Origin of the sequence: Thioalkalivibrio sp. ALE16 (assembly GCF_000381305.1) — a bacterium.
Taxonomy (GTDB): Bacteria; Pseudomonadota; Gammaproteobacteria; order Ectothiorhodospirales; family Ectothiorhodospiraceae; genus Thioalkalivibrio.
Window position 1 is genome coordinate 217,394 of the sequence record NZ_KB906354.1, and the last position, 24,522, is coordinate 241,915.

22 protein-coding genes are annotated in these 24,522 nt (G+C 68.9%); 9 read left to right on the forward strand and 13 right to left on the reverse strand.

Features of this window, described 5'->3' with window-relative positions; genetic code table 11:
• Positions 1 to 696: 696 nt before the first annotated feature.
• A complete protein-coding gene (gene proC, locus F627_RS0101065; RefSeq protein WP_019583030.1) occupies positions 697 to 1,515 on the reverse strand; it encodes a pyrroline-5-carboxylate reductase in 819 nt (272 codons plus the stop codon).
• Between the two features lie 9 nt (positions 1,516 to 1,524).
• The gene (locus F627_RS0101070) at positions 1,525 to 2,226 is read right to left on the reverse strand and encodes a YggS family pyridoxal phosphate-dependent enzyme (protein ID WP_019583031.1); all 702 of its coding nucleotides are present in this window, start codon (positions 2,224 to 2,226) and stop codon (positions 1,525 to 1,527) included.
• Positions 2,227 to 2,367: 141 nt separating this feature from the next.
• Here F627_RS0101070 and F627_RS0101075 point away from each other — a divergent pair, with 141 nt between their 5' ends.
• The 3 genes from F627_RS0101075 to F627_RS0101085 are packed head-to-tail and all read left to right on the forward strand — an operon-like array spanning position 2,368 to position 5,771.
• Entirely contained in the window at positions 2,368 to 3,402 is a 1,035-nt protein-coding gene (locus F627_RS0101075; protein ID WP_018865967.1) for a type IV pilus twitching motility protein PilT, read from the forward strand.
• A 53-nt stretch (positions 3,403 to 3,455) separates the two neighbouring features.
• Complete coding sequence (locus F627_RS0101080) at positions 3,456 to 4,628, forward strand: PilT/PilU family type 4a pilus ATPase (protein WP_018865966.1); 1,173 nt, start codon at positions 3,456 to 3,458, stop codon at positions 4,626 to 4,628.
• Positions 4,629 to 4,652: 24 nt separating this feature from the next.
• Entirely contained in the window at positions 4,653 to 5,771 is a 1,119-nt protein-coding gene (locus F627_RS0101085) for a PilT/PilU family type 4a pilus ATPase (protein WP_018875956.1), read from the forward strand.
• A 51-nt stretch (positions 5,772 to 5,822) separates the two neighbouring features.
• On the opposite strand, the gene F627_RS0101090 is transcribed toward F627_RS0101085, so the two are convergent.
• The 11 genes from F627_RS0101090 to gshB form a co-directional block, all read right to left on the reverse strand.
• Entirely contained in the window at positions 5,823 to 6,731 is a 909-nt protein-coding gene (locus tag F627_RS0101090) for a dihydroorotate dehydrogenase electron transfer subunit (protein WP_018875957.1), read from the reverse strand.
• Positions 6,728 to 8,032 carry a dihydroorotase gene (locus tag F627_RS0101095; RefSeq protein ID WP_019583032.1) on the reverse strand — a complete coding sequence of 435 codons (1,305 nt, stop codon included), beginning with the start codon at positions 8,030 to 8,032 and terminating at the stop codon, positions 6,728 to 6,730. Before F627_RS0101095 ends, F627_RS0101090 begins: the two co-directional genes overlap by 4 nt.
• Complete coding sequence (locus F627_RS0101100) at positions 8,029 to 9,042, reverse strand: aspartate carbamoyltransferase catalytic subunit (protein WP_018865962.1); 1,014 nt, start codon at positions 9,040 to 9,042, stop codon at positions 8,029 to 8,031. The genes F627_RS0101095 and F627_RS0101100 overlap by 4 nt, the downstream gene beginning before the upstream one ends.
• 19 nt (positions 9,043 to 9,061) lie before the next feature.
• Complete coding sequence (gene pyrR / locus F627_RS0101105; RefSeq protein ID WP_018865961.1) at positions 9,062 to 9,580, reverse strand: bifunctional pyr operon transcriptional regulator/uracil phosphoribosyltransferase PyrR; 519 nt, start codon at positions 9,578 to 9,580, stop codon at positions 9,062 to 9,064.
• Positions 9,577 to 9,972, reverse strand: a complete 396-nt coding sequence (gene ruvX, locus F627_RS0101110; RefSeq protein WP_019583033.1) for a Holliday junction resolvase RuvX — start codon at positions 9,970 to 9,972, stop codon at positions 9,577 to 9,579. The genes pyrR and ruvX overlap by 4 nt, the downstream gene beginning before the upstream one ends.
• Positions 9,973 to 9,974: 2 nt before the next feature.
• Positions 9,975 to 10,553 carry a YqgE/AlgH family protein gene (locus tag F627_RS0101115; protein ID WP_018865959.1) on the reverse strand — a complete coding sequence of 193 codons (579 nt, stop codon included), beginning with the start codon at positions 10,551 to 10,553 and terminating at the stop codon, positions 9,975 to 9,977.
• 62 nt (positions 10,554 to 10,615) lie between these two features.
• Positions 10,616 to 11,557 carry an energy transducer TonB gene (locus F627_RS0101120; protein ID WP_018877221.1) on the reverse strand — a complete coding sequence of 314 codons (942 nt, stop codon included), beginning with the start codon at positions 11,555 to 11,557 and terminating at the stop codon, positions 10,616 to 10,618.
• Between the two features lie 69 nt (positions 11,558 to 11,626).
• Complete coding sequence (locus F627_RS0101125) at positions 11,627 to 12,178, reverse strand: Gx transporter family protein (protein WP_018865957.1); 552 nt, start codon at positions 12,176 to 12,178, stop codon at positions 11,627 to 11,629.
• 5 nt (positions 12,179 to 12,183) lie between these two features.
• Positions 12,184 to 12,558 (reverse strand): NusG domain II-containing protein, encoded by a 375-nt coding sequence (locus F627_RS0101130; protein ID WP_018865956.1) that lies wholly within the window; start codon positions 12,556 to 12,558, stop codon positions 12,184 to 12,186.
• Positions 12,555 to 13,592 carry an FAD:protein FMN transferase gene (locus F627_RS0101135; protein ID WP_019583034.1) on the reverse strand — a complete coding sequence of 346 codons (1,038 nt, stop codon included), beginning with the start codon at positions 13,590 to 13,592 and terminating at the stop codon, positions 12,555 to 12,557. Before F627_RS0101135 ends, F627_RS0101130 begins: the two co-directional genes overlap by 4 nt.
• A gap of 5 nt (positions 13,593 to 13,597) precedes the next feature.
• Positions 13,598 to 14,545 carry a glutathione synthase gene (gene gshB, locus F627_RS0101140; protein WP_018865954.1) on the reverse strand — a complete coding sequence of 316 codons (948 nt, stop codon included), beginning with the start codon at positions 14,543 to 14,545 and terminating at the stop codon, positions 13,598 to 13,600.
• Between the two features lie 183 nt (positions 14,546 to 14,728).
• Here gshB and F627_RS0101145 point away from each other — a divergent pair, with 183 nt between their 5' ends.
• Genes F627_RS0101145 through F627_RS0101170 form a run of 6 tightly spaced genes read left to right on the forward strand, consistent with a single transcriptional unit; the run spans position 14,729 to position 24,519 of the window.
• A complete protein-coding gene (locus F627_RS0101145) occupies positions 14,729 to 15,145 on the forward strand; it encodes a PleD family two-component system response regulator (RefSeq protein ID WP_026279175.1) in 417 nt (138 codons plus the stop codon).
• A 37-nt stretch (positions 15,146 to 15,182) separates the two neighbouring features.
• Positions 15,183 to 15,548, forward strand: coding sequence for a PleD family two-component system response regulator (locus F627_RS0101150; RefSeq protein WP_018865952.1), 366 nt, complete (start codon positions 15,183 to 15,185; stop codon positions 15,546 to 15,548).
• The gene (locus tag F627_RS0101155) at positions 15,545 to 16,126 is read left to right on the forward strand and encodes a chemotaxis protein CheW (protein WP_018865951.1); all 582 of its coding nucleotides are present in this window, start codon (positions 15,545 to 15,547) and stop codon (positions 16,124 to 16,126) included. The genes F627_RS0101150 and F627_RS0101155 overlap by 4 nt, the downstream gene beginning before the upstream one ends.
• 36 nt (positions 16,127 to 16,162) lie before the next feature.
• Complete coding sequence (locus tag F627_RS0101160) at positions 16,163 to 18,253, forward strand: methyl-accepting chemotaxis protein (protein ID WP_018865950.1); 2,091 nt, start codon at positions 16,163 to 16,165, stop codon at positions 18,251 to 18,253.
• 15 nt (positions 18,254 to 18,268) lie between these two features.
• Positions 18,269 to 24,031 (forward strand): Hpt domain-containing protein, encoded by a 5,763-nt coding sequence (locus F627_RS0101165; protein WP_019583035.1) that lies wholly within the window; start codon positions 18,269 to 18,271, stop codon positions 24,029 to 24,031.
• Positions 24,028 to 24,519: a hypothetical protein gene (locus F627_RS0101170; RefSeq protein WP_019583036.1), complete on the forward strand. Its 492-nt coding sequence runs from the start codon at positions 24,028 to 24,030 to the stop codon at positions 24,517 to 24,519. The genes F627_RS0101165 and F627_RS0101170 overlap by 4 nt, the downstream gene beginning before the upstream one ends.
• Positions 24,520 to 24,522 lie beyond the last annotated feature (3 nt).

A 24,522-nucleotide genomic window follows, 5' to 3' on the forward strand; every position in this document is an offset into this window, starting at 1 on the left:
GACACGGAGGTCACGGAGTTTTGATTGGCTGGATGCACTGCCAGGGCCGCCACCTGTGGACGTTCTCTGCCGCCAGGATACTCAACATATCCGGCCGGCCATCCAGCTAGCTGATTCCTTGGAAACCTTACCTTGCCGTTGTCCTCGCCCTGGCGCCCCGAGGAGTCGCTCCAGCGTTAGCGAATCCCGGTAGTGGTTGCCGGGAAGTTATCTCGCGACAGGGGTTTGCGTACGCTCGCCCGCAGGAGCAGCCTTCGGGGATCAACAGCAACGCATTCCGTCCCCTGCAACCCACTCTGTGACCTCCGTGTCCTCTGTGGTTTGACCGCTTTTGACCTGGCCCTTCTTCGTGCCTTCGTGCGCTTCGTGGTGAACTAGGGAGACGCTGATTTAATCGCACGTCCGCGTTGGTGCTCCCTGTTTTCCGAGACAAGGCGCGTCGTGCAGCGGGTAGTGGTTCTACCCGCAAGCGGCGCAACGCAGGATCGGGCCATATTCATTCAGAATCGGGGGGCACCAACCCCACAAGCTATTGAAAGCAGGGGCTCGGCCGCCCGTTGTTGATCAAAAACGGGCGCGCGCACGGCGTTGCGGTTCCCTTGTGCAGAATGACTGCACGGCAGTCACCGCGCCTTGTTCGCACGCAAAAGCGACTCGAGCGCGGACGTGCGATTAAATCAGCGTCTCCCTGGGGTTTCAGCGGCCGAGTTCGCGCGAGCGGTCGGCGGCCGCGGTCATTGCGCGGCGCATCAGGTCGCGCAGGTCGCCGTCCTCCAGTACCTGCAGGGCGCGTTCAGTGGTGCCCCCGGGGGAGGTCACGCGGTGGCGCAGTTCGGCGGGGCTCTCGTCGCTCTCGGTGGCCAGGCGGGTGGCGCCGGCGAGGGTGCCCAGGGTCAGCTCCAGTGCGGTATCGGCCGGCAGGCCCAGCGACTGCGCCGCCTCCTGCATGGCCTCGATCATCAGGAACACGTAGGCAGGCCCGCTGCCGGAGGTGGCGGTCACCGCGTGCATCTGCTCCTCGTCCTCGACCCAGATCGCGCGTCCGACCGCTTCCAGTAGCCGGGTCGCGGTGGTGTGGTCCGCGGGGCCGGCGGTGGGGGCGGCGTACAGCCCGGTGACCCCGGCGCCCACCAAGGCCGGGGTGTTCGGCATCGCCCGGACCAGGCGCGTGGCGTCGCCCAGCCAGCCGGCCAGCTGGGCCGTGGTGATGCCGGCGGCGACGGAGATCACCAGGGGCTCGCCGCGGGACACCGCCTCGCGCAGGGTCGGGGCCAGATCCGGCAGGGTCTGCGGCTTGACGGCGAGGACCAGGGTGGCGGCTTCGGCGGCCAGTTCCGCGGCCTCGGCGCTGGCCAGACCCGGGTAGCGGGCCTGCAGGTCGCGCACGCGCTCGGCGCTCTTGTCTGCGATCGCGATGCGTTCGGCGGCGTGGCCGGACTGGACCAGCCCCTGGATCAGGGCCTCGCCCATGTTGCCGGCCCCGATGAAGCCGACCTCGAAGCGGTGTTCCGTCATGCAGACTCCTTATTTGGGTGGACGCGGGCCGAACAGGGCGGTGCCGACCCGCACCAGGGTGGCGCCTTCGAGGATCGCGGCCTCGAGATCGCCGGACATGCCCATGGACAGGGTGTCGAGGGTATGCCCCTGGCTGTTCAGGGTATCGCGCAGGGCGCGCAGGCGCGCAAAGGGTTCCCGCTGGCGCCGCGGGTCGTCCTCGGCGGCGGGGATGGCCATCAGGCCGCGCAGTTCCAGGCCCGGCAGGTCACGCACGGCATCGGCCAGGGTGGCGGCCTCGGCGGGCGCCACGCCGGCCTTCTGCGGTTCCTCGCTGATGTTGACCTGCAGGCAGATCTGCAGCGGCGGCAGGCCCGCCGGGCGCTGGTCCGACAGGCGCCGCGCGATGCGTTCGCGATCGACGGTATGCACCCAGGCCGCCCGCTCGGCCACCGCGCGGGTCTTGTTGCCCTGCAGTGCGCCGATGAAGTGCCATTCGAGTCCGAGCGGCGCGGGGGGTGCCTCCAGGGCGTCGTACTTGTCCACCAGTTCGGGCACGTAGTTCTCGCCGAACGCGGACTGGCCGCAGGCGTGCAGGGCGCGGATCTCGTCCGCGTCGCGCGTCTTGCTGACGGCCAGCAGCCGGACCGTATCCGGGTCGCGTCCGGCCTCGCGGCAGGCGGCGTCGATACGGGTCCGAACGGCGCTCAGGGCATGGTCTGGTGTGGTCATTTCCCTATGATATAGTCCGGAAGAACACAAGGTCACCGCGGATTTTTACGCGGCCCTTCATCAAGCGACAGGGCGTGGTGGTTGCGGCTGCCACCCGGGTGCTGGCGCGCCTTGGCGTGGCGCCCGACAACAGGGGGATGCATGGATATCACGCAGTTGCTGGCCTTCGCGGTCAAGAACGGGGCCTCGGACCTGCACATCTCCGCCGGCATGCCGCCGATGGTGCGCATCGACGGCGACATGCGCCGGGTGAATGTGCCGGTTATGGATCACAAAGAGGTCCAGGGCCTGATCTACGACATCATGAACGACCGTCAGCGCAAGGACTACGAGGAGTTCCTGGAGACGGACTTCTCGTTCGAGGTCTCCGGGCTGGCGCGCTTCCGTGTCAATGCCTTCAACCAGGACCGCGGCGCGGCCGCGGTGTTCCGGACCATCCCCTCCAAGGTCCTGACCCTCGAAGAGCTGGGCGCCCCGCGCATCTTCGAGGAGATCTCGAACTACCCGCGCGGCATCGTGCTGGTCACCGGCCCCACCGGCTCGGGCAAGTCCACCACGCTGGCGGGCATGGTCAACCACCGCAACGAGAACGACTACGGGCATATCCTCACCATCGAGGACCCGATCGAGTTCGTGCACGAATCGAAGAAGTCGCTGGTCAACCAGCGCGAGGTGCACCGCGATACCCACGGTTTCAGCGAGGCCCTGCGTTCGGCGCTGCGCGAGGACCCGGACACGATTCTGGTGGGCGAGCTGCGTGACCTCGAGACGATCCGCCTGGCGCTGACCGCGGCCGAGACCGGGCACCTGGTGTTCGGCACCCTGCATACAAGCTCCGCGGCCAAGACCATCGACCGTATCGTCGACGTGTTCCCGGCGGCGGAGAAGGACATGGTCCGCGCGATGCTGTCGGAGTCGCTGCGCGCGGTCATCGCGCAGACCCTGATGAAGAAGATCGGTGGCGGCCGGATCGCGGCGCACGAGATCATGCTCGGCACGCCGGCGATCCGGAACCTGATCCGCGAGAACAAGATCGCGCAGATGTACTCCACCATCCAGACCAGTGCCGGCACCGGCATGCAGACGCTCGACCAGTGCCTGAAGGACATGCTGGCGCAGGGCGTGATCAGTCGCGAGGATGCTCGCCGCAAGGCTGCCAACCCGGATTCCATTTGATCGAGACGGCCCGCTTGGCGTGAACGCCGCACCGGGTATCAGGGGAGAACGCCATGGATCGTGACAAGGCGATCAAGTACATGCATGACCTGCTGCGGGCCCTGGTGGACCGGGGCGGGTCGGACCTGTTCATTACTGTGGGGATGCCGCCGGCGGCCAAGATCGACGGCCGCGTGGTGCCGATGACCGAGCAGAAGCTGACGCCCTCGCACACCCAGGCGCTGGTGCGTTCGCTGATGAACGACAAGCAGTCGGCCGAGTTCGAGCGCCACCAGGAGTGCAACTTCGCCATCGGCCTGCAGGGTGTGTCGCGTTTCCGCGTGAATGTCTTCACCCAGCGCGGCAGCCCGGGCATGGTGCTGCGCACGATCAACTCGGTGATCCCGAAATTCGAGGACATCCAGATGCCGCCGCAGCTGGAGAAGATCACCCAGGAGCGGCGCGGGCTGGTGATCTTCGTGGGCGGTACCGGGTCGGGCAAGTCCACCTCGCTGGCGGCGATGATCGGCTACCGCAATCGCACCACGGCCGACCACATCGTCACCATCGAGGATCCGATCGAGTTCGTGCACGAGCACGACAAGAGCATCATCACCCAGCGCGAGGTCGGGGTGGACACCGAGAACTACGAGATCGCGCTGAAGAACACCCTGCGCCAGGCGCCGGACGTGATCCTGATCGGCGAGATCCGCGACCGCGAGACCATGGACTACGGCATCGCCTTCGCCGAGACCGGTCACTTGTGCCTGTCCACGCTGCATGCCAACAGCACCAACCAGGCGCTGGACCGGATCATCAACTTCTTCCCCGAGGACCGGCGCGAGCAGCTGCTGATGGACCTGTCGCTGAACCTGAAGGCGGTGATCTCGCAGCGCCTGGTGCGCAAGGAGAGTGGCGAGGGTCGGGTGCCGGCGGTGGAGATCATGATCAACACCCCGTTGATGTCGGACCTGATCCTGAAGGGCGAGGTACACGAGATGAAGGAGCTGATGTCGCGCTCGCGCGAGCAGGGCATGCAGACCTTCGACCAGGCCCTGTTCGATCTCTACGAAAATCGCCAGATCAGTTACGACGAGGCTCTGCGCAACGCCGACTCGGTGAACGATCTGCGCCTGCGCATCAAGCTCGACAGCCAGCGTGCCCAGGATGACGGCGCGCCCGCGGTGAAGGATGAAGGCGAGGGTCTGGCGGTCGACGAGCGCGCCGAGGACTTCAACCTGCGCTAGCGCGTCGGGTCAGGGAAACAGACTATGAGCCAGTTGCAGATTGAGCCCTACCTGAAACTGATGGCGCAGAAGGCCGCGTCGGACCTGTTCTTCCTGACCGGCGCGCCGGCCAGCATCAAGGTCGACGGCCAGCTCCAGCCCATCTCGCGCAAGGCGCTGGCCCCGGGCCAGGCCGAGAGTATCGCCCGCGAGATGATGAACGAGCACCAGGCGGAGATCTTCGAGCGCGAGACCGCGGTCAACTTTGGCCTGTCGCGCGAGGGACTGGGACGCTTTCGCGTGAACGTCTATCGCCAGCGCGGCGAGGTCGCGATGGTCATCCGTTTCATCCGCGTAGCGATCCCGACCATCGAGCAACTGGGCCTGCCCCCCGTGCTGAAGGAGTTTGTCTCGCACAACGACGGGCTGGTGCTGATCGTGGGGGCAACGGGCACCGGGAAATCGACCACCCTGGCATCGATGATCGACTACCGCAGCACGAACAAGAGCGGGCATATCCTCACGGTCGAGGACCCGATCGAGTTCCTGTTCAGCCACAAGCGTTCGATCGTGGGCCAGCGCGAGGTGGGGATTGATACCCCCAGCTACGACCATGCCCTGCAGGAGGGCATGCGCGAGGCGCCGGACGTGATCATGGTCGGCGAGGTGCGTTCACGCGAGACCATGCGCGCGGCCCTGACCTACGCCGATACCGGCCACCTGGTGCTGACCACCCTGCACGCGACCAACGCCACCCAGGCGCTGGACCGGGTGATCAACCTGTTCCCCGAGGACAACCGCCCGCAGATCCTGTCGGACCTGTCGCTGAACCTGCGCGCGATCGTGGCCCAGCGCCTGCTGCAGACCAAGGATGGGCGGCGTGTCGCCGCGCTGGAAATCCTGATCAATACGTCCTACATCGCGGAGCTGATCCGGGACGAGAAGATCAGCGAGATCAAGGAGGTGATGGCGAAGGGCGCGTCCGTGGGCATGCAGACCTTCGATCAGGCCATCGTGAAGTTGTTCAAGAGCGGAGATGTGATGCTGGACGAGGCCCTGAACAAGGCCGACTCGCGCGCCGATCTCGAATGGCGCCTGAACTTCGGCGGCGGTGTATCCTCCGCCGACGAAACCGAGGAGGAGCTCAAGCTCCCTGACAAGTAGGAGCCGGCTCGCCGGCGAAGCCCCAGCCAAAGTCAGGCCAGGGTCTTTCCCTCAGGCCCGCTCCGGCTCCGGAAAGACATCCGCCGCCGCGAACACCGGGCCATCCACGCAGACCCGCTTCATCGCCACGCCCTCCGGGGTGCGCACCGGGACCGTGCAGCCGGCGCAGCCGCCCACCGCGCAGGCCATGAACTCCTCCAGCGAGACCTGGCAGGGCAGGTCGAACTCCGCCGCCAGTTCCGCGCAGGCCTCGAGCATGGGGTGCGGGCCGCAGGCGAAGATCTCCACCTGGTCGCGTTCCGCCGGCGACAGCCCGGCCAGCCAGGCGCGCCCGAGATCGGTCACGAAGCCGTCAAAGGCGCCCGGCAGCCCGGCCTTCGAGGTCAGGCGACAGGCCACGCCCCAGTCCTCCAGCAGCGGCAGGGTCGCAATCGCGCCGTCCGGCAGCCCCGGCCACAGGATCTCGGAGGGGCGCGCGTGAAACGGGAACGGGACCTCGGAGCCCAGCACCGCGTGGGTCTGTCCGGCCTCGCCCTGCAGGTGCAGGCGATGGGCCAGGAAGATCATTGGCGGGATGCCGACCCCGCCGCCCAGCAGCAGCCGCTTCGGCCGCTCCGGGTGCAGGCGGAAGGGCTGGCCGATCGGGCCCAGCACGCTCAGGGTGTCGCCCTTGACCTGTTGCGACAGCGCGCGGGTGCCGTCTCCCACGACCTTGTAGAGAAACTCCACCCAGCCGGCCTCGCGGTCCACGCGCTGGATCGACAGCGGCCGGCGCATCAGCAGTCGCGGCGCGCACTGCAGGTGGGCGAACTGCCCCGGCTGGGCCGCGCGGGCACATTCGGGGGCGAAGACCCGCAGGATCCATTGGTCCGCCCCGGCATCGTGGTGGTCCAGGATGCGCCCCTCTTCCTGGAAGATCGTGCCCCGGTGGGGGCGGGCGGCGGTCTCGCGCGCAGTCATACGGTGTCCTCGGGGTTTCCCTCGGTGGGCAGGGTCCAGACCGGGCGTCCGGCGACCCAGGTCTCGCGGACCTGACCGGAGAAGGTCCAGTTGAAGAAGGGGGTGTTGTGGCCGGCGCTCAGCCAGTCCTCGCGCCGCACCTCCTGCATCGCGGTCGGGTCCCACAGCACGAAGTCGGCGCGTGCCCCTGGTGTCAGGCGGCCCTGGGCAAAGTCGAGGATCTCCGCCGGCCCGGTGGTCACCCGGGCCAGCGCCTCGTGCAGGCTCATCAGCCCGTCCTCGACCAGGCGCAGCGTCAGCGGCAGCAGGGTCTCCAGCGCCGAGATGCCGGGCTCGGTGCCGGCGAAGGGCCCCAGTTTGCTGTCGGGCTCGTGCGGCTGGTGGTCGGAGCAGATCGCGCTGATGTCGCCGCGCGCGACCGCCGCGCGCAGCCCGTCGCGGTCGCGCTGGCCCCGCAGGGGCGGGATCACATGGCAGTTCGGGTCGTATTCCGCGACGTCCACCTCGGTCAGGAACAGCTGGTGGGCGGCCACGTCCGCGCTGACCGGCAGGCCCTCGGCGCGCGCCTTGGTGATCATCTCCGCGCCGCGCCGAGTGGACAGGCGGGCCACATGGACCCGCGCGCCGGTCTGTTCGACCAGGGCCAGGATGGCGCCCAGCGCGGCGGTTTCCGCCGCCTCGGGGATGCTGGCCAGACCGAGGCGGGTGGAGACCGCGCCCTCGTGCATGCAGCCGGAGCCGGTCAGGGCCGGGTCCTGGGCGGACAGCACGATGGTCAGGCCGAAGGTGGTCGCGTATTCCAGTGCGCGGCGCAGGACCAGCAGGCTGGCCAGCGGTTTGCTGGCGTTGCTGACCCCGCGGGCGCCGGCCTGCATCAGGGCCGCCATCTCGGCGAGCTGCTGGCCCTCCAGTTGATGGGTCAGCGCGCCCAGCACGTACACCCGCACGCCGCAGGCCTGGCGGGCGCGGCGGTTGATCAGCTCCACCTCGGCGGGCGAGTCGATCGGGGGTTCGGTGTCCGGCGGCACCACCAGGCTGGTAATACCGCCGCGGGCCGCCGCCAGGGTCTCGCTGGCGACGGTGGCCTTGTGTTCCTGCCCCGGCTCGCGCAGGCGCGCCGCGAGGTCGATCAGGCCGGGGATGAGCCACAGCCCGCTGGCGTCGATCCGCCGGCGCGGCTCGAAACCGTCCGGGGCCTGGCCGCGGGCGAGGATCTCGCTGCCCTGCACGCACAGCGAGCCGACGGCGTCGAAGCCGTCCACCGGGTCGAGGATACGGGCGTTCTCGATCAGCACGCTCATGCCTGGTGGGCCCCCATCACCATGGACATCACCGCCATGCGCACGGAGATGCCGTAGGTGACCTGTTCCAGGATCACCGAGTGCGGGCCGTCGGCCACTGCGGACTCGATCTCCACCCCGCGGTTGGCGGGCCCGGGGTGCATGACCAGGCAGGTCGGATGGGCCAGCTGCAGGCGCCGAGAGGTCAGGCCGAACAGCTGGTAGTACTCGTGTTCGGAGGGCAGGTGGGCGTGTTCCATGCGCTCGCGCTGCAGGCGCAGCATGATGATCACGTCGACATCCTGCAGCCCGGCGTCGAGGTCGTTGTAGACGTGCACGCCGAGCTGGTCGACATCCGCCGGCAGCAGCGAGCAGGGTGCGACCACGCGCACCTCGCCGGTCTGCAGGATGTTCAGCGCGTGGATCTGCGAGCGCGCCACGCGCGAGTGCAGGATGTCGCCGACGATCGCGACCTTCAGCTTGGTGAAGTCGCCCTTGTGGCGGCGGATGGTGAACATGTCCAGCAGCGCCTGGGTCGGATGCGCGTGGCGGCCGTCGCCGGCATTCAGCACGCTGATGCCCGGGGCCACGTGGCGGGCGATGAAGTGCGCGGTGCCGCTCTCCTCGTGGCGCACGACGAACATGTCGACGTTCATCGCCTCGATGTTGCGCAGGGTGTCCAGCAGGCTCTCGCCCTTCACCGCGGAGGACGTGTTGATGTTCACGTTCAGCACATCCGCGGACAGGCGCTTGGCGGCCAGCTCGAAGGTGGTGCGGGTGCGCGTACTGGCCTCGAAGAACAGGTTGACGATGGTCTTGCCGCGCAGCAGCGGGACCTTCTTCACCGCCTTCTCGTTCATGTTGGCGAACGACTCGGCGGTATCCAGGATCTCGGTGAGGAGTTCCCGGTTCAGGCCTTCGATGGTCAGCATGTGGCGCAGCTGACCGTCGTCGGTCAGCTGCAGGCGGTTGGGCAGCGGGCCCGGTTCGGGCAGGCGCGCGCCGGGGTGGGCGATCAGGGTCTCGGTCATCCGTCGTGCTTCCGCTGGCTCAGGCCTTCAGGTCCTCGGGGTCGATGGCGACCCGCTCCAGGCGCAGCGGCTCGGGCCCGCGCAGTTTGATCTGTTCGGTCTTGCCGAGCTCCATGTGGGCCCCGACGATCGCGGCCTCCATGGGCAGTTCGCGTCCATCGCGCTCGACCAGCACCGCCAGGGTTACCGAGGCGGGGCGGCCGTAGTCGAACAGCTCGTTCAGCGCCGCGCGGATGGTGCGCCCGGTGAACAGGACGTCGTCGACCAGCAGCACGTGCTCTCCGTCCAGATCCTCCGGCAACTCGGAGGGGCGTACCTGCGGGTGCATGCCGATGCGCGAGAAGTCGTCGCGGTAGAAGCTGATGTCGAGCTTGCCCAGGGGGCGCTCCACCCCCAGGCGTTCGCGCAGGTGCTCCGCGATCCAGACGCCACCGGAATGGATGCCGACGACGATCGGCTGGTCGATCCCGTGGGTCTTGAGATGGTGGCGGGCCTGTTCGGCCATGTCGTCGAGCAAGGTCGGGACGTCCGGCGTCATGATGCGTTCTCCAGAAACCAGCCTTCGAGGATGACCGCGGCGGCATGGGCGTCCAGCCCCGGGTCGTGGCGTCCCGGCCGGCGGCGCTCGCGGGCCAGGTGGGATGTCAGGTGCTCGTCGCTCCAGTATACCGGTTGCCTGTAGCGTTCTTCGAGGGTGCGGGCGAAGCCCCGGATGCGCCGCGCCAGTGGCGTGGGCTTGCCGTCCGCCTGGGTCGGCCAGCCGACCACGAAACCCTCCGGGGCCCATTCCGCCACCAGCGTGTCGATGCCGGACCACAGGTCGGGCGCGTCGCTGGCGAACGTGCGCAGGCCGCGGGCCGAGCCGGTCAGCTCTTCGCCGACCGCGACCCCGATTCGGCGTCGCCCGTAGTCGAACGCCAGCAGCCCCACGATCAGGCGTGGCCGGAGGCCGAGCTGATCAGATTGACGTCGATGCCGATCAGTTCGGCGGCGGCGCGCCAGCGCTCGGCGCTGGGGCGGTCAAAGAGGATGTCGGCGTCGGCGCGGGCGGTGAGCCAGGCATTCTCGGCCAGCTCGCTCTCCAGCTGGCCAGGGCCCCAACCGGCGTGGCCCAGCGCGATCAGGACCCGGCGCGGGCCCTGCCCGGCGTTAATTGCCTCGAGGATATCGCGCGAGGTGGTCAACACGATGGAGTCGGTGATGGGCTGGCTGCCACGCCAGGTCTGCTCGGCGGAATGCAGCACGAAGCCGTGTTCCGGCTGCACCGGCCCGCCGCGGTAGACCGGCATCTCCGGCAGGTCCTCGCCGGGCTCCAGTTCCACGTGCTCCAGCAGTTCGCGCAGCGAGAACTCGGTAGGCTGATTGATGACCAGCCCCAGCGCGCCCTCTTCGTCGTGGTCACAGATATAGGTGACCGCATGGCTGAAGTAGCCATCGTTCAGGCTCGGCATCGCGATCAGGAAGTGATCGCGCAGGCTGTCGGGCTCGTGGCGGGCGGTCGTCGGATTCATGGCTCCAGTATCGATGCTGACCCGGCCGGTCGCAAGGCAGCCGGCGGGGCTGGGCCGATCCGTCAGCGGATCTGCTGCATCTGGTCGCGGCGGAAGGCCCAGGTGCGGGTGATCACCAGTTCGTCGTATTCCTCGCGCATGGCGTCGGTGAACGGGGCATAGGGGGCCGCCAGCTCCACGATGCGGATCGCCGCCTGGTCCAGGACCGGTTCCCCGGAGCTGCGGGCGACCTGGATATCGAGCAGTTCGCCCGCCGGGTTGATGCGCACCGACAGGACCAGGGTCCCGGACAGGCCGCGCCGCCGCGCCTCGTCCGGATAGTTCAGGTTCCCCAGGCGTTCGACCTTGTTGATCCAGGCCTGCAGGTAGGCAGCCTCGGGGGCGCTGCGCGCGGCGAGGCTGTCGAGGTAGCGGGTGCGGCTGGCCCGGGTCGAGAATGCCTGGCGCTCCTCCGCGGGCGCCGCGCGGGCGCTCTCCAGGCCACGGTTCATCAGGGTTGCTGCAGAGGGCCGGTCTTCGGCATCGGGGGACTCCAGCGGCTCGGGGTCGGCGACCTCGGGTGCCGCGGCGTGTGCGTCCGGCGTGTCGGCGGCGACCGCGTCGGGTTCCGGTTCGGGTTCCGGCTGTGCCGGGTCCATGACCAGCGGGCCGGCCTCTGGCAATGGTGCATCGAGGCCCTCCGGCTCGGGCTCGCCGATCCCGGCATCCTCTGCCTCCGGCGCCTGTGCCTCCTGGATCTCCTCGCCCTCGCCGCTGGCGGCCTGGTCCCGGGTGGCGATGTGCTCGACCGCTTCGTCCGGCTCCGGCGGCGGGGCGTCGGGGTCGGTGACCCAGGTGATGTCCAGCGGTTCGCGGGTCGGGCTTTCGATCGGATCGACCGCGAAGCCGATCCCCAGGATGATCAGCGCGTGGGCGACCACCGCGAGGAAGATCATGGTCCCCAGGTGGTCCTGCACGCGCGGCGTCTCCGGCGGGGGTGTGCCCGGACTGGCGTGGGGCGTCATGCCGCCTCCGGCCCGGCGGGGCGGCCACGCACGGCCCCGACGCCCACTAGCGCGCGGGTTCGACGGGGGCTACTGGCTGGGCTGGGGAGTGTGGACATGACGCTGGATTCGCGGATCGGCGAGGACCTGGGCGGTCAGTATACCGGTCAGGCTGCCGGTGATCAGGGCGGCGAGCAACAGCGGGGGCAGCACCAGGGGCAGATTGGGATGCGGGATGATCACCGCCCAGGCGAGCAGGAACTGGCCCGCGACGTGCGCCATCGCCGCCGCGATGCCCAGACCGACCGGTCCGACATGGCGGGGGGCGAAGGGGCGCAGGACCGCCAGCAGGGCGAGGCTCGCGACGGCCCCGGCCAGCGACAGCCAGAAGGCGGGACTCAGTAGTGTCCCCAGCAGCAGGCTGCTTCCGACCACGCGGAGCAGCGTGACCGCCACGGCCGCGCGCCAGCCCAAGGCCAGCAGCGTGATCAGGGTGACGATATTCGCCAGCCCCGGCTTGATGCCCGGGATCGGGCTGGGGATCGCGGCCTCGAGGATCTGGATGCCGATCGCGATGGCGGCGAGCGCGGCGATGGCCCGGTCATGGGCGTCGCTGCCGGCCTGCGGATGCCCGGGCGCCACGGGATTCAATAATGCATGCTGTCGAAGCCGGGGTCGGTGCCGAGCACCTGCAGCGTCAGCCGGTTGGGCAGGCTGACGGCAACGTCGCCGTGGGCCTGCAGCCAGCCGCTGGACTCGCAGATGTCCTGGCGCCCGGGGGAGTCGGCACAGCGTGCCCGGCCCGGTTCGATCTCGATACGGGTGATGCCGGCCGGGCCCTGGACCTCGAGGACCCGGGCGCGATCCAGGGGTTCGTGCTGCGGCGCGACCCCGGCCTGGCTGATGACCAGCACCCGGGCATCGCCCGCAGGGGTGTAGGCCAGCACGAAGGCCGCCACCACGATCCCGGCGGCCAGGCTGCCGATCAGCGCGTCACCCCAGCGCAGCCGGCCGGCGTTCACGGCAGTTCGCGCACCACGAATGGCTCGCGGTCGCGGCCGGGTTGTACCCGGTCGGCCAGTGCCGGCGTGGCCTCGATGCGGTCTTCCAGTACCACCAGTGCGTGGTCGATGCCCATCTTGCGGGCGTATTCCGGCCAGGCCTCCGGGCCGGCGATCATCAGCGTGGTGGCGGCGGCGTCGGCCAGGGCGGGGTCGTGGTGGAGCACGGTGGCGCTGTCGATGCCTTGGCTTGGACGGCCGGTGCGCGGGTCGATCACGTGGTGGATGCGCGTGCCGTCCCAGTCATAGCCGCGTTCGTAGTCGCCGGAGGTGAACAGGGCTTCGCCGCCGTCCAGTTCGATGCTGCCGAGCACGCCGCCGTGCGGGTGGCGGATGCCCACGCGCCACGGGCGTGTCTCGGGGCGGCCCAGGGTCATCAGGTCGCCGCCGGCGTTGAAGATCGCGGCTTCCACCCCGAGTTCCGCGAGCAGGTCCAGCACCCGCTCTACCGCCAGCCCCTTGGCCAGCCCGCCGAAATCGAGCTGCAGGTCCGGGTGGGTGCCCCGCAGGCGCACGCCATTGCGTTCGATATCCTGCATGCTCGGGGGGGCGTCCAGCAGTTCCGCCAGGGTTGCCTCGTCCGGCGGCGGGCCCTGGGGGTCGTCCTGATGGAAGCCCCAGGCCGCCACCAGTTTGCCCAGGGCGGGGTTGAACAGCCCCTCGCTGAGGGCCTCCATCTCGCGGCCGCGCTCGATCAGCGGCAGGACCGAGGGCGGGGCGCTGAATTCGCCCTGCAGGGCCAGCAGTTCGTTGGTCCGGCCAAGGGATCCGGGTTCCCAGGCATGCCAGGAGGTATGCAGGATCTCCAGTTCCTCCTGAACCGCGGTCCCGATGGCCTCCACGTCATACTGGCCCGCGGGGTACAGGCTGAGGTCCACCAGAGTCCCGAAGGCGTAGAAGCCCAGCTGTTCGGTATCCGGTTCCTCGCGGCCGCAGGCGGCCAGCAGGAGGGTGGCGAGCAGCAGGAGCAGGGTGAGGGTCGTCGCGCGGCGCATGCCGGTCATCCTTCGATCGGGCGGGTGAGATAGTCGATGTACTGGCCGGCGAGGTCGTGACCGGTGGCGTCCAGCTCGCGCACGCCGGTGGGGCTGGTGACGTTGATCTCGGTCAGGTAGTCGCCGATGACGTCGATGCCGACAAAATCCAGGCCGCGGGCCTTGAGTTCCGGGGCGATCTCGCGGCAGATCCAGCGGTCGCGCTCGGTCAGCGGGCGGGCCTCGCCGCGGCCGCCCGCGGCGAGGTTGGCGCGGCTCTCGCCCGCGGCGGGGATGCGCGCCAGGGCATCGGGGCAGGGCTCGCCGCCGATCAGGATGATGCGCTTGTCACCCTCGGTGAACTCCGGCAGGAAGCGCTGGGCGACCACGCTGCGCTGGTCGAATTCGGTGATGGTCTCGAGGATGACCGAGGTGTTCGGGTCGCCCTGGCGGATGCGGAACACCGACGCCCCGCCCATCCCGTCCAGCGGCTTGACCACGATATCGCCCTGCACCTCGAGGAAGGCGCGGATGCGGCTTCGGTCGCGGGTGATCAGCGTGGGCGGGCAGCACTGCGGGAAGTGCGCGGTAAAGGCCTTCTCGTTGACGTCGCGCAGGGCCTGCGGCCGGTTCGACACCCGCACGCCCTCGCGTTCGGCGAGGTCGAGGGCGTAGGTCGCATAGATGTATTCGAGATCGAACGGTGGATCCTTGCGCATTAGCAGCACATCGAAACGGGCCGCCGGGCCCGTCTCCGGATCGCCCAGGCGGAAGAAGTCGTCGCGCTGGTCACGCACCTCGATGGGGCGGCTGCGCGCGCTCGCGCGGCCCTCCTCGATCCACAGATCGGCCGGCTCGAGATAGTGCAGGCGGTGCCCGCGGGCCTGCGCGGCCAGCATCATCGCGAAGCTGGTGTCCTTCCAGGGTTTGATGTCCGCCACCGGGTCCATCAGGATGGCAATGTTCGTGGTCACGTTGCCTCGATCGTGCGGGGTGTCCGGGCAGTATGCCACGCTGATCGAAGCTCGCGCGGCACCCGGAGGGTGGTGGCGGTGTTCGATGCATTGCGCTGCGCGCGATGCAATATCATGGTGTGCTGTTTGTCACACGGCCCCGCTTCCGCTAGATTCGGGGCGAAATGGCCAGGGGGGGAGAAGGTGTCTAACGCGCTTGCCGAAGCGGACTCGGCCACCGAGTTTCAGGGACTCAAGGTCATGGTGATCGACGACAGCAAGACCATTCGGCGCACCGCCGAATCCTTGCTGCAAAAGCACGGGGCCGAGGTCATTACCGCCGTGGACGGCTTCGAGGCGCTGTCCAAGGTCGCCGAGTCGCGTCCGGACATTATCTTCATCGACGTCATGATGCCGCGCCTGGATGGCTACCAGACCTGCGCGCTGATCAAGAACAACAAGCAGTTCCGCGCCACGCCGATCATCATGCTGTCCAGCAAGGACAGTGTGTTCGACAAGGCGAAAGGCCGCGTCGTGGGGTCGGAGGATTACCTCACCAAGCCATTCACCAGGGACGACCTCCTGGGTGCCATGCGTCAGTACGCCAGCCCCTCGGCATGACGCGTTCCGCCACACCAACCAAGGAAAGACGAACCCCATGGCCCGTATTCTGATCGTTGACGATTCCCCGACCGAGATCCACGTGCTGCGTACCATGCTCGAGAAGCACGGGCATTCGGTGACCACCGCCGAGAGCGGCGAGGACGGGGTCGCGGCCGCGAAGTCGCAGGTCCCGGATCTGGTGCTGATGGATGTCGTGATGCCCGGGCTCAACGGCTTCCAGGCGACCCGCCAGCTGTCCCAGGCCGAGGAGACGGCGCATGTGCCGGTCGTCGTGGTCAGCACCAAGGATCAGGCGACCGACCGGGTCTGGGCGATGCGCCAGGGGGCCCGGGACTACATCACCAAGCCGGTGGTCGAGAAGAACCTGCTGGAAACCATCGGGAAGTACCTCTCCGCATGAAGACCGACCTGTCCTCGCCGTTTGCGCTGATCGCGAGCCTTGATCGCGAAGGGCGCCGCGTCAATCGCGAGTTGCGGCGGGACATTGGTACGGGCTGGCGCGGGGTCTTGCTGCGTGTTGGCGATTTCCGCTTTCTGGTCGACATGGACGCGATCGCCGAAGTGGCCGATCCGATGACGCTCACCCGCGTACCGCTGGCGGATGCCGCCGTGCTGGGGGTGGGCAACCTGCGCGGGCTGGTGCTGCCGGTGTTCGATATGGGCAAGCTGTTGCTGGACCGGCCATTGCCGGACGACGCGACCGGGCAGCGGATCGTGGTGGCGCCGCAGGGCCAGGGCATGGCCGGGCTGCTGGTCAGTCAGGTCGAGGGGATGCGCCGCTGCATCCCGTCCCAGCGCCGTCTGGAAGTCTCGGTCCCCGAGGCTGTCCGACCCTTTATTACCGGCGGATTCGATCTCGGGCACCGGCTGCATCCGGTGCTGGATCTGGATCTGCTGCTGAATGACAACAATCGCTTTACCGGCACGGGCTTGGCCGGTACATCCAGTAGCGAACAGTCCGCAGCCGCAGTCGGATGACGCGGGGCGCGGGGCTGCGACAGGGGGTATGAACTGATGGGATCGAGTCGTCGCGCACGTAATTTTGTCCTCGGGGGGCTGCTGGTGCTGGCCCTGATCGCGACCGGCGGGGCCTTTACCTACCACGAGTACGAGCAGAGCCAGTACCGCGACCGCATCGCGCTGGCCAACGACCTGCGCCTGCTGTCGCAGCGGCTGGCCACCAGCTCGCTGGAGGCCGCCGCGGGTTCCGAGCAGGCATTCTCCGACCTGCAGTCGCTGCGGGATGACTTCGAGGCACGTCTGGAACGGATCCGCACCGGGGGCGAAGGGCTGCAGCCGCTGCCGGAACCCCTGCAGGAGGACATCGCCACCGTGGACCGCGAGTGGTCCGCCTATCGGGACCACATCAACACGGTCATCCTCGGGCGTTCGGATATCCAGTTGATCACCGAGTTCTCCGACGCGGTGGCGGCCTTCTCTCCGGAACTGTCGCGGCTGTCCGATGATGTCGTGCGGCGCATGACCCAGATCGGCGAGCCGCCCGAGCAGGTCTATGTGGCGGCACGCCAGACCATGCTGATCCAGCGGATCGCCAACAACCTCGGCCGGGTGCTGCAGGGTGGCGCCGAGGCGGCCGCCGCCATCGAACGCTTCGAGCGTGACGCGACGCTGTACGGGCGGGTGCTGGACGGGCTGATCGAGGGCTTCGCCCCGCTGGGTGTGGAGCCGGTTGACGACCCGCAGGCACGGGCCCTGCTGCAGGAGATCGCCACGCTGTTCGTGGCCTTCAGCGAGGCGGTGGAAGGGGTTCTGGATACCTCCACCCAGGTGTTCGAGGTCAATGCCGCGGCCTCCAGTGTCGAGGCCAGCAGTGGCGCGATGCTCGAGACCACCGGCGCGTTCGAGACCGCCATCACGCGGGAGGCCGAACGGGCGGGCGTGATCGCCCTGATCGGCTTCGGCTTTGGTGGCCTGGCGCTGCTGCTGCTGATCGCGATGGGGCTGTTCCTCTACCGCGACACCAAGCGCGAACTGGCCGAGACCGAGGCCCAGAACGAGCGCAACCAGCAGGCGATCCTGCGCCTGCTTGACGAGATGATGAACCTCGCCGATGGCGATCTCACCGTGAACGCGACGGTGACCGAGGACTTCACCGGCGCCATCGCGGACTCGATGAACTACGCGATCGAGAACCTGCGTACCCTGGTTGCGACCATCAACACGGTGGCGGCCGACATCAGCGAGTCCTCGGCGTCCACCCGTTCGCAGGTGCTGGGGCTGGCCGAGAAGTCGGAAGAACAGGCCCGCGAGATCCAGCGCGCGGATGACGCGATCGACGAGGTCTCGCGTTCGGTGGACAAGGTGGCCCAGGATGCCGAGCAGTCGGCCTCCGTGGCACGTAACTCGGTGGAGATCGCGTCCCGCGGGGCCGGCACCGTGCGCCGCTCCATTGAGGGCATGGACAGTATCCGCGAGCAGATCCAGGAGACCGCGAAGCGGATCAAGCGACTGGGCGAATCCTCGCAGGAGATCGGCGACATCATCGGGCTGATCAACGACATCGCCGAACAGACCAACGTGCTGGCACTGAACGCGGCGATCCAGGCCTCCGCGGCGGGCGAGGCCGGCCGCGGCTTCGCGGTGGTGGCCGACGAAGTCCAGCGCCTCGCGGAACGTTCGTCCTCCGCGACCCGTCAGGTCGAAGGCCTGGTCAAGGCCATCCAGGCGGATACCAGCGAGGCCGTGAGCTCCATGGAGCAAAGTACCGCCAACGTGGTCCAGGGGGCCGAACTGGCCCAGGCCGCGGGCGAGGCGCTGTCCGAGATCGAACAGGTCTCCGCCGATCTCGCGGACCTGATCGACGGTATCTCCTCCTCGGCCCGCAAGCAGTCCGAGATGGCGCAGGACGTGACCTCCATCATGGCGCAGATCCGCGAGATTACCTCCGAGACCACGCAGGGGACGCAGTCCACCGCGGCGGCGATCGGGGATCTGGCCCAGCTCTCGGCCCAGCTGCAGTCCTCGGTATCGGACTTCAAGCTGCCCGAGCCGGGCAGCGCTACCGAGGCCGTTGGCGAGGACCCCGATGCGATGGATCCCGATCCCGACGCCGATACGACGTCCTCCGACGAACAACGGGCCTGACGGCGGACCCGGCCGATGGCATCCAGCGCACTGAACTGGGTCCGCGACGAGCTCGACAAGCTGTTTGTCGAGGTCCAGGACGCATTGCGGCGGTATTCCGACGACCCGACCTGCGGTGACTGTCTGGCCGAGGCGCGCAGTCGGGTCGAGCAGATCCGCAATACCCTGGTCATGGTCCAGGTCGAGAGCGTGGTCCTGATCCTCGACGAGATGCTCCAGGTCCTGGACGAACTGCAGCAGGCCGACGAGCCCAACGTGGCGGCCACCGAGCCCTTGCTGCGGGCGTCCCTGCAGCTTCCGGACTATCTCGAGAACGAGGGCGATGGCGAACTGCCCTCGCCGATGATCCTGGTCCCCCTGCTGAACGAGCTGCGCAGCAGCCGGGGGGCATCGCTGTTGCTGGACGTCGCGGCGCTGATGCCGGACCCGCAGGCCGTCGACGATGACCGCGTGGGTTCCGGTGGCGCGGTGCTGGATCCGGCGGCGCGGCTCCCGGTCCTGCAGCAGGCGCGCCGCCGCTTTCAGCGTGACCTCCTGGAACTGGTGCGCGGCGAGGATGCGACGGCACCGGCCGCACGCCTGCAGGCGACTGTCCGCACAGTCGAGGAGGTCGTCCCGGCGGGCGAGGCCCGCCGCCTGTTCTGGGTCGCCGGTGCGGTGCTGGAGGCGGTCGCCGCCGGGGGGGTCGAGGCCGATACCGACGTGCGGCGCCTGGTCGGGCGGGTCGATCGTGAACTCGGGCGCTACCTGAACGCGCTAACGGCCCACCTGGAAGCCGGCGATGCGGGTTCGGAGCCCGAATACGCGGCGCCTTCGGACCTGATCAAGACCCTGCTGTTTCACGTGGCCTGTGCCACTTCGGAAGGGGAGCAGACCCTAGCGGTGCGCGAGGTGTTCGGCCTCGACGGCCTCGGCCTCGAGGACGACGCCAGCAGGGTCGGTCGTTCGGTCTACGACAACCTGCGCCAGGCGCTGGAAGACGACCTCGCCGAGGTACGCGAGCGGCTGGACGTACTCATGCGCTCCCCGGTGCGCGGGGCCGAGGATCTGGCTCACCTGCGCGAACAGGTCGAGCGGATCGGTTCCACGCTCAGCCTGCTGGGTCTGGAGTCCGGGCAGGACCATACCGATGCCCTGGCGGCGTCGCTGACCCCCGAGCGTGCGGGCGAGGCCGACGAACAGGTCGACATGGTGCTGGCGGAACACCTGCTGGCTCTCGAATCCCTGCTCGAGTCCGGTCTGCGGCGGAAGAGCCACAGCCCCACGCCGCAGGCGGAGTTCGATCGCGCGCTGGCGGCCGCGGTCTACAAGGAGGCCCTGGTCGATGTTCGCCGGGTGCGTGACATCTTCCTTGGTTTCCTCGACGCCGGGGCGGAGGCCGGCGAGGGTGGCCTCGACGAGGCCCGCGAGGGCCTGCGGCGCATCGAGGGGGCCATGTCGATGTCGGGCTTCGAGGCACTGCATGCCCTCCTCGGTCCGCTGATCCGGCATCTGGATGCCCGCGCCGGCAGGGCGGCCACGGAGCTGGAGGAGGGCGAGGTCGAGGCCCTGGCCGAGGTCCTCAGCAGCATCGAGGTGGCCCTCGAGTCGTCCGGTCAGCCCTGGCGCGAACTGGACAGCGTGCACGAGCGCGGCATCGCGGCCTTGCAGCGCATCGGCGCGATCTCCGGTGGTGATGGCGCGGATGCGCCGCTGGCCGCGGTTCCCGAGGCCGGGGACGCCCCGGAGGCGGCGCCGGAGCACGACTCGGCCGAACCGGTGACTGACAACGAGGTGGCGTTCGACTCCGGCACGCTCGAGGATCTGCCGGCGGAGAACGCCCCGGAGCCGGGGGCCGAGGCCGGGATCCCCGCGACCGACGTCGCGGCCGCTGCACCCCCGACGAGCTCGGTGCCCGCCGGGGGACGTGATTCCCTGCCCTTTGACGATGCGGTGCTGGCGGACCAGGTGCGTGGCCCCGACGTCGATCCGGAGATCCTCGAGATCTTCCTCGAGGAGGCGGACGAGGAGGTGGCCAGCCTGACCCAGCATTTCCCGCTGTGGCAGTCCAACCCGGCGGACCTCGACACCCTCTCGGTGATCCGCCGCTCCTTCCATACCCTGAAGGGTTCGGGGCGGCTGGCCGGGGCCCTGCGTCTGGGCGAGTTCGCCTGGGCGGTGGAGTCCTTCCTCAATCGCCTGCTGGATTCCGGGCATGAGGCGGACCACGCCACCCTGCAGGTTATCGAGGACGCCATCGGGGTCCTGCCGGGCCTGGTGAGCGAGGTCCGGGATGACACCGGACCGGATACCCCCGTCCTCGATATCGCCCTGCGCCTGCGGGCCCTGGCCGGTGGCGAGCCGGAAACCGAGGCCGAGGCGGACGAAGAGCCCATGGCCCCCGCCGCTCCGTCGGGTGCGGAAGCCGAATTCGAGGCACTGGCGCGCACCCTGGATGATCTGGACGCCCCGGCCGCTGTGGCATCCAGCGAGACCCTGGAGCCTGTGGAGCCAGACCAGGATGAGGCTGCCGACGAACTCCTCCAGGAATCCGGTGCGTTCGTGCCGGACCTCCCGCCGGATGCGCTGGAGCCATCCGTCCCCGAGTCGGACGCGTCTGTTCCCGACGCAGAGCCGGAAGGGGAGTCAGCCCCGGTGGCGGGCAGCGACGACTTGCGGGCTTCCGCGCCGGATGTCGAACCGCTGGATCTGGACGATCTCGAGCTCCCGGCCGATGCCTTCGAGGTGACGGAAGAGATCCTGGAGGGGGGCGACTCGCTGCCCGTGGAGGGCGCGCTCGAGCCGGAGGCCGATACCCCGGAACTGGAGGGGGTTGCGCCCGGAGAGCCGGGGATCGACGAACCGGCACCGGACGAGGGGGACCTCGCGGAGGCCTCGGCGGGAGACTCGGCCGCGCGCATGGAGACCGACCCGCAGCTATGGCAGGTCTTTGCCGCCGAGGCCCAGGTGCACCTGCTCACCCTGCGGGGCTGGCTGGATGAATCGCAATGGCGCCCGGACCGGATCCCGAATCATGATCTGGAGCGCGCGCTGCACACCCTGAACGGCAGCGCGCGCACGGCGGACATCCGCGGTATCTACTCGGTCTGCGGCCCGTTCGAGCGCCTGATTCGCATCCACCGGGATATGGAATGGGCCCTGTCGGGCGAGGCCGTCGAGCTGCTACGCCGGCTGGAGACCTACGTCGCCGAGGCGGTGGCCGACGAGGAACCCGATCCGGCCAAGGTGCTGGATCCGCCGTCCTGGGCCCCCGAGGTCTACGCCCTGCTGGATCATGCGACCGCCGAGCAACTGCTGCGTGCCGAGGAGCAGTCCAACGAGGAGGAATCGCCGGAATTCGACGAACCCGAAGCCGCCGAAGCGGTGCCCGAGGTGTCCTCGGTGCCGGAAGCGGGCGCCGAGCCCGAGCCCGAGCTGGAGATCGACTGGGAGTTTGCCGAGGTCTTCATCGAGGAGGCCCGGGATATCCTGGAGGCCGCGTTCGCCGCCCTCCATGGCTGGCGCGAGGCCGGGGGGCGGCCCGGTCCGGACCAGAACGCCTTCCAGCGCGAGGTGCATACCCTGAAGGGCAGTGCCCGCATGGCCGGTTTCACTGTGGTCGGCGCCATCGCGCACGCGCTCGAGAGCGCGCTGAGCGTGGAGACCGAGACCGGTCTCGAGCCGCGCGATGGCTTCTTCCAGCTCACCGAGCGCGCCCTGACGGATGTCCAGCATCTGGTGGAGCGCGGGGTCGGGGCCTGGCAGATGGACGAGTCGGCCAGCGAATCGCTGCCGGCGCTGCGGAGCTGGGCCGCCGGCGAGGCCGGCGAATCGCCCGAGCCTGAGGCGGGCGCACCAGCGGAGACCGAGGCCGATGCGGGCGACGCGGAGACCGACGCACCGGCTGCCGAGGCGGCAATGCCGGCCGCAGCGGGGGACCAGCGCAGCCACGAGCCGCCGGAATCCGAGGGGCGCCGTATTCAGGACCAGGTCCGCATGGACGCCGAGGTCCTCGACAGCCTGGTGAACAACGCCGGCGAGTTGGCAACCTTCCATCGTCGATTCGAGCAGACGGTCGGGCGGGTCGAGGGCCAGGTCGACGAACTCGAGCGCACCATCGCGCGTCTGCGCGACCAGCTGCGCAAGCTCGAGATCGAGACCGAGGCGCAGATCCTGTTCCGGGTGGAGGAGGAGAGTGGCGAGGAGGCCCTGGACTTCGATCCGCTGGAGATGGACCGCTACTCCGGGATCCAGCAGCTGTCGCGGGCCCTGGCCGAAAGTGTCAGTGACCTCGAGGCCCTCAAGCAGGAAGTCGGCGACGAACTCCAGAATGCCGGCGGCATCCTGCTGCAGCAGCGCCGCGTCGGCACGGACCTGCAGGATCAGCTGATGCGCCAGCGTATGGTGCGTTTCGCCCGCATGGCGCCCCGTCTGCGCCGCGTGGTGCGCCAGGCGGGCGAGGATCTCGGCAAGCCGGTGCGGGTGGAGTTCACCGGCCAGGGGGCCGAACTCGACCGCGCCCTGCTGGAACGACTGGTGTCGCCCCTGGAACACCTGCTGCGCAATGCCATCGCCCATGGTATCGAGGCACCGGCCGAGCGCGAGCAGGCGCGCAAGGCGGTCCAGGGTCAGATCGATGTCAGCCTGGAGCAGTCGGGCAGCGAGATCCGTCTGCAGGTGACCGACGATGGTCGTGGCATCGACGCCGAGGCCATCCGCGCCCGCGCGCTCGAGCGCGGGTTGATCGCCCCCGATGCCGAAGTCTCGGACGCCCAGGCCCTGCAGCTGATCCTGCAGTCCGGCTTCTCCACCGCTGCGGAGGTCTCTCAGGTGGCCGGTCGCGGGGTCGGTCTGGACGTTGTGAACAGCGATGTGAAGCAGCTCGGCGGCACGCTGGAGATCCAGTCGACGCCCGGCAAGGGCTCGCGCTTCACCATGCGCCTGCCGTTCACGCTGGCCATCTCCCAGGCCCTGCTGGTCCAGGTGGGCGAGGAGACCTTCGCGGTCCCGATGGCCTCGGTCGAGGGCGTGGTCCGCGCCCGCGCCGAAGAGATCGACTCGCAGGATGCCAAGGCGACCTACAACTACATCGGGCAGGACTACGAGGTGCGTGGCCTGGGCGACCTGATGGGCGTGGAGAGCCAGGCCGGGGTCGAGCACTTCCCGGATCATCCCTTCCCGCTGTTGCTGGTGCGGGCGGATGACCGGCGCGTGGCCCTGCGCATCGACGGCCTGCTGGGCAGTCAGGAGGTCGTGGTGAAGTCGGTGGGCCCGGTGCTGAGTCGCATCCCGGGGGTGGCGGGTGCCACCCTGCAGGGCGACGGCTCGGTGATGCTGATTCTGGACCTCAGTATGCTGGTGCGCTTTGCCGAGGCCACCGCGTCGCTGCCGGAAGCCCCGCAGGCAGTATCCGAGGCCTCGAGCTCGAAGCGGATTATGGTGGTCGACGACTCGATCACCATCCGCAAGGTCACGGCCCGTCTGCTGACCCGCCACGGCTACGACGTGGTGACCGCGCGCGACGGCCTGGACGCCGTGGGTCTGCTCGACGAGCGCCGCCCGCAACTGATCCTGCTGGATGTCGAGATGCCGCGCATGGATGGTTTCGAGTTTGCCGCCCATGTGCGTGATCACCCGGACTTCGGTCAGGTGCCGATCATCATGATCACCTCGCGCAGTGGCACCAAGCACCGGGAGCGGGCCGACCGCCTCGGGGTGAATGGCTATCTGGGCAAGCCGTATCTGGAGAATGATCTGCTGAATGCCATCCGCGAGCAGCTGCAGGAGGTGCCGGCATGAGCGACGACGCACAGACCCAGGCGGTCGAGGCCGTGATCGTGCAGCTGGACACAGGCTCCATCCTGCTGCCGCGCAGCGCCTTTCTCGAGGTCACCACCCGCGCGGGTGCCGTGGAGCAGGACGCCGAACACCCGGAGATCCCCTGGCTGGAGCCCAGCCTGGTCTGGCAGGACGTGCAGGTGCCGGTGATCAACGTGAATCAGCTGCTGGACCCTGGCCGCGACAGCGGCGACGACCGTCGCCGCTTTACCCGCCTGCTGGTGATGCAGGCGGTCATGCAGCCGGAGCACCTGCCGTTCTACGCGCTGGAGGTGCGCGGGACGCCGCACCCTGTGCAGATCACCCCGCAGAACATCTACGCGCTGGAAGATTCCGACGCCACCCCCTGGTCCTGGCGGGTGAAGGCCTCCGGTGTGACCACGCACCTGCTGCGCCTGGACACCCTCGAACAGCGCCTGCTGGAGATTGCCGAGGCCCAGCAGGCCTGAGGC

Bases quoted from the DNA above. Each gene is read 5' to 3' on its own strand.
- proC (WP_019583030.1), bottom strand. From the start codon at position 1,515: ATGACGGAACACCGCTTCGAGGTCGGCTTCATCGGGGCCGGCAACATG.
- F627_RS0101070 (WP_019583031.1), bottom strand. From the start codon at position 2,226: ATGACCACACCAGACCATGCCCTGAGCGCCGTTCGGACCCGTATCGAC.
- F627_RS0101075 (WP_018865967.1), top strand. From the start codon at position 2,368: ATGGATATCACGCAGTTGCTGGCCTTCGCGGTCAAGAACGGGGCCTCG.
- F627_RS0101080 (WP_018865966.1), top strand. From the start codon at position 3,456: ATGGATCGTGACAAGGCGATCAAGTACATGCATGACCTGCTGCGGGCC.
- F627_RS0101085 (WP_018875956.1), top strand. From the start codon at position 4,653: ATGAGCCAGTTGCAGATTGAGCCCTACCTGAAACTGATGGCGCAGAAG.
- F627_RS0101090 (WP_018875957.1), bottom strand. From the start codon at position 6,731: ATGACTGCGCGCGAGACCGCCGCCCGCCCCCACCGGGGCACGATCTTC.
- F627_RS0101095 (WP_019583032.1), bottom strand. From the start codon at position 8,032: ATGAGCGTGCTGATCGAGAACGCCCGTATCCTCGACCCGGTGGACGGC.
- F627_RS0101100 (WP_018865962.1), bottom strand. From the start codon at position 9,042: ATGACCGAGACCCTGATCGCCCACCCCGGCGCGCGCCTGCCCGAACCG.
- pyrR (WP_018865961.1), bottom strand. From the start codon at position 9,580: ATGACGCCGGACGTCCCGACCTTGCTCGACGACATGGCCGAACAGGCC.
- F627_RS0101115 (WP_018865959.1), bottom strand. From the start codon at position 10,553: ATGAATCCGACGACCGCCCGCCACGAGCCCGACAGCCTGCGCGATCAC.
- F627_RS0101120 (WP_018877221.1), bottom strand. From the start codon at position 11,557: ATGACGCCCCACGCCAGTCCGGGCACACCCCCGCCGGAGACGCCGCGC.
- F627_RS0101135 (WP_019583034.1), bottom strand. From the start codon at position 13,592: ATGCGCCGCGCGACGACCCTCACCCTGCTCCTGCTGCTCGCCACCCTC.
- F627_RS0101150 (WP_018865952.1), top strand. From the start codon at position 15,183: ATGGCCCGTATTCTGATCGTTGACGATTCCCCGACCGAGATCCACGTG.
- F627_RS0101155 (WP_018865951.1), top strand. From the start codon at position 15,545: ATGAAGACCGACCTGTCCTCGCCGTTTGCGCTGATCGCGAGCCTTGAT.
- F627_RS0101160 (WP_018865950.1), top strand. From the start codon at position 16,163: ATGGGATCGAGTCGTCGCGCACGTAATTTTGTCCTCGGGGGGCTGCTG.
- F627_RS0101165 (WP_019583035.1), top strand. From the start codon at position 18,269: ATGGCATCCAGCGCACTGAACTGGGTCCGCGACGAGCTCGACAAGCTG.
- F627_RS0101170 (WP_019583036.1), top strand. From the start codon at position 24,028: ATGAGCGACGACGCACAGACCCAGGCGGTCGAGGCCGTGATCGTGCAG.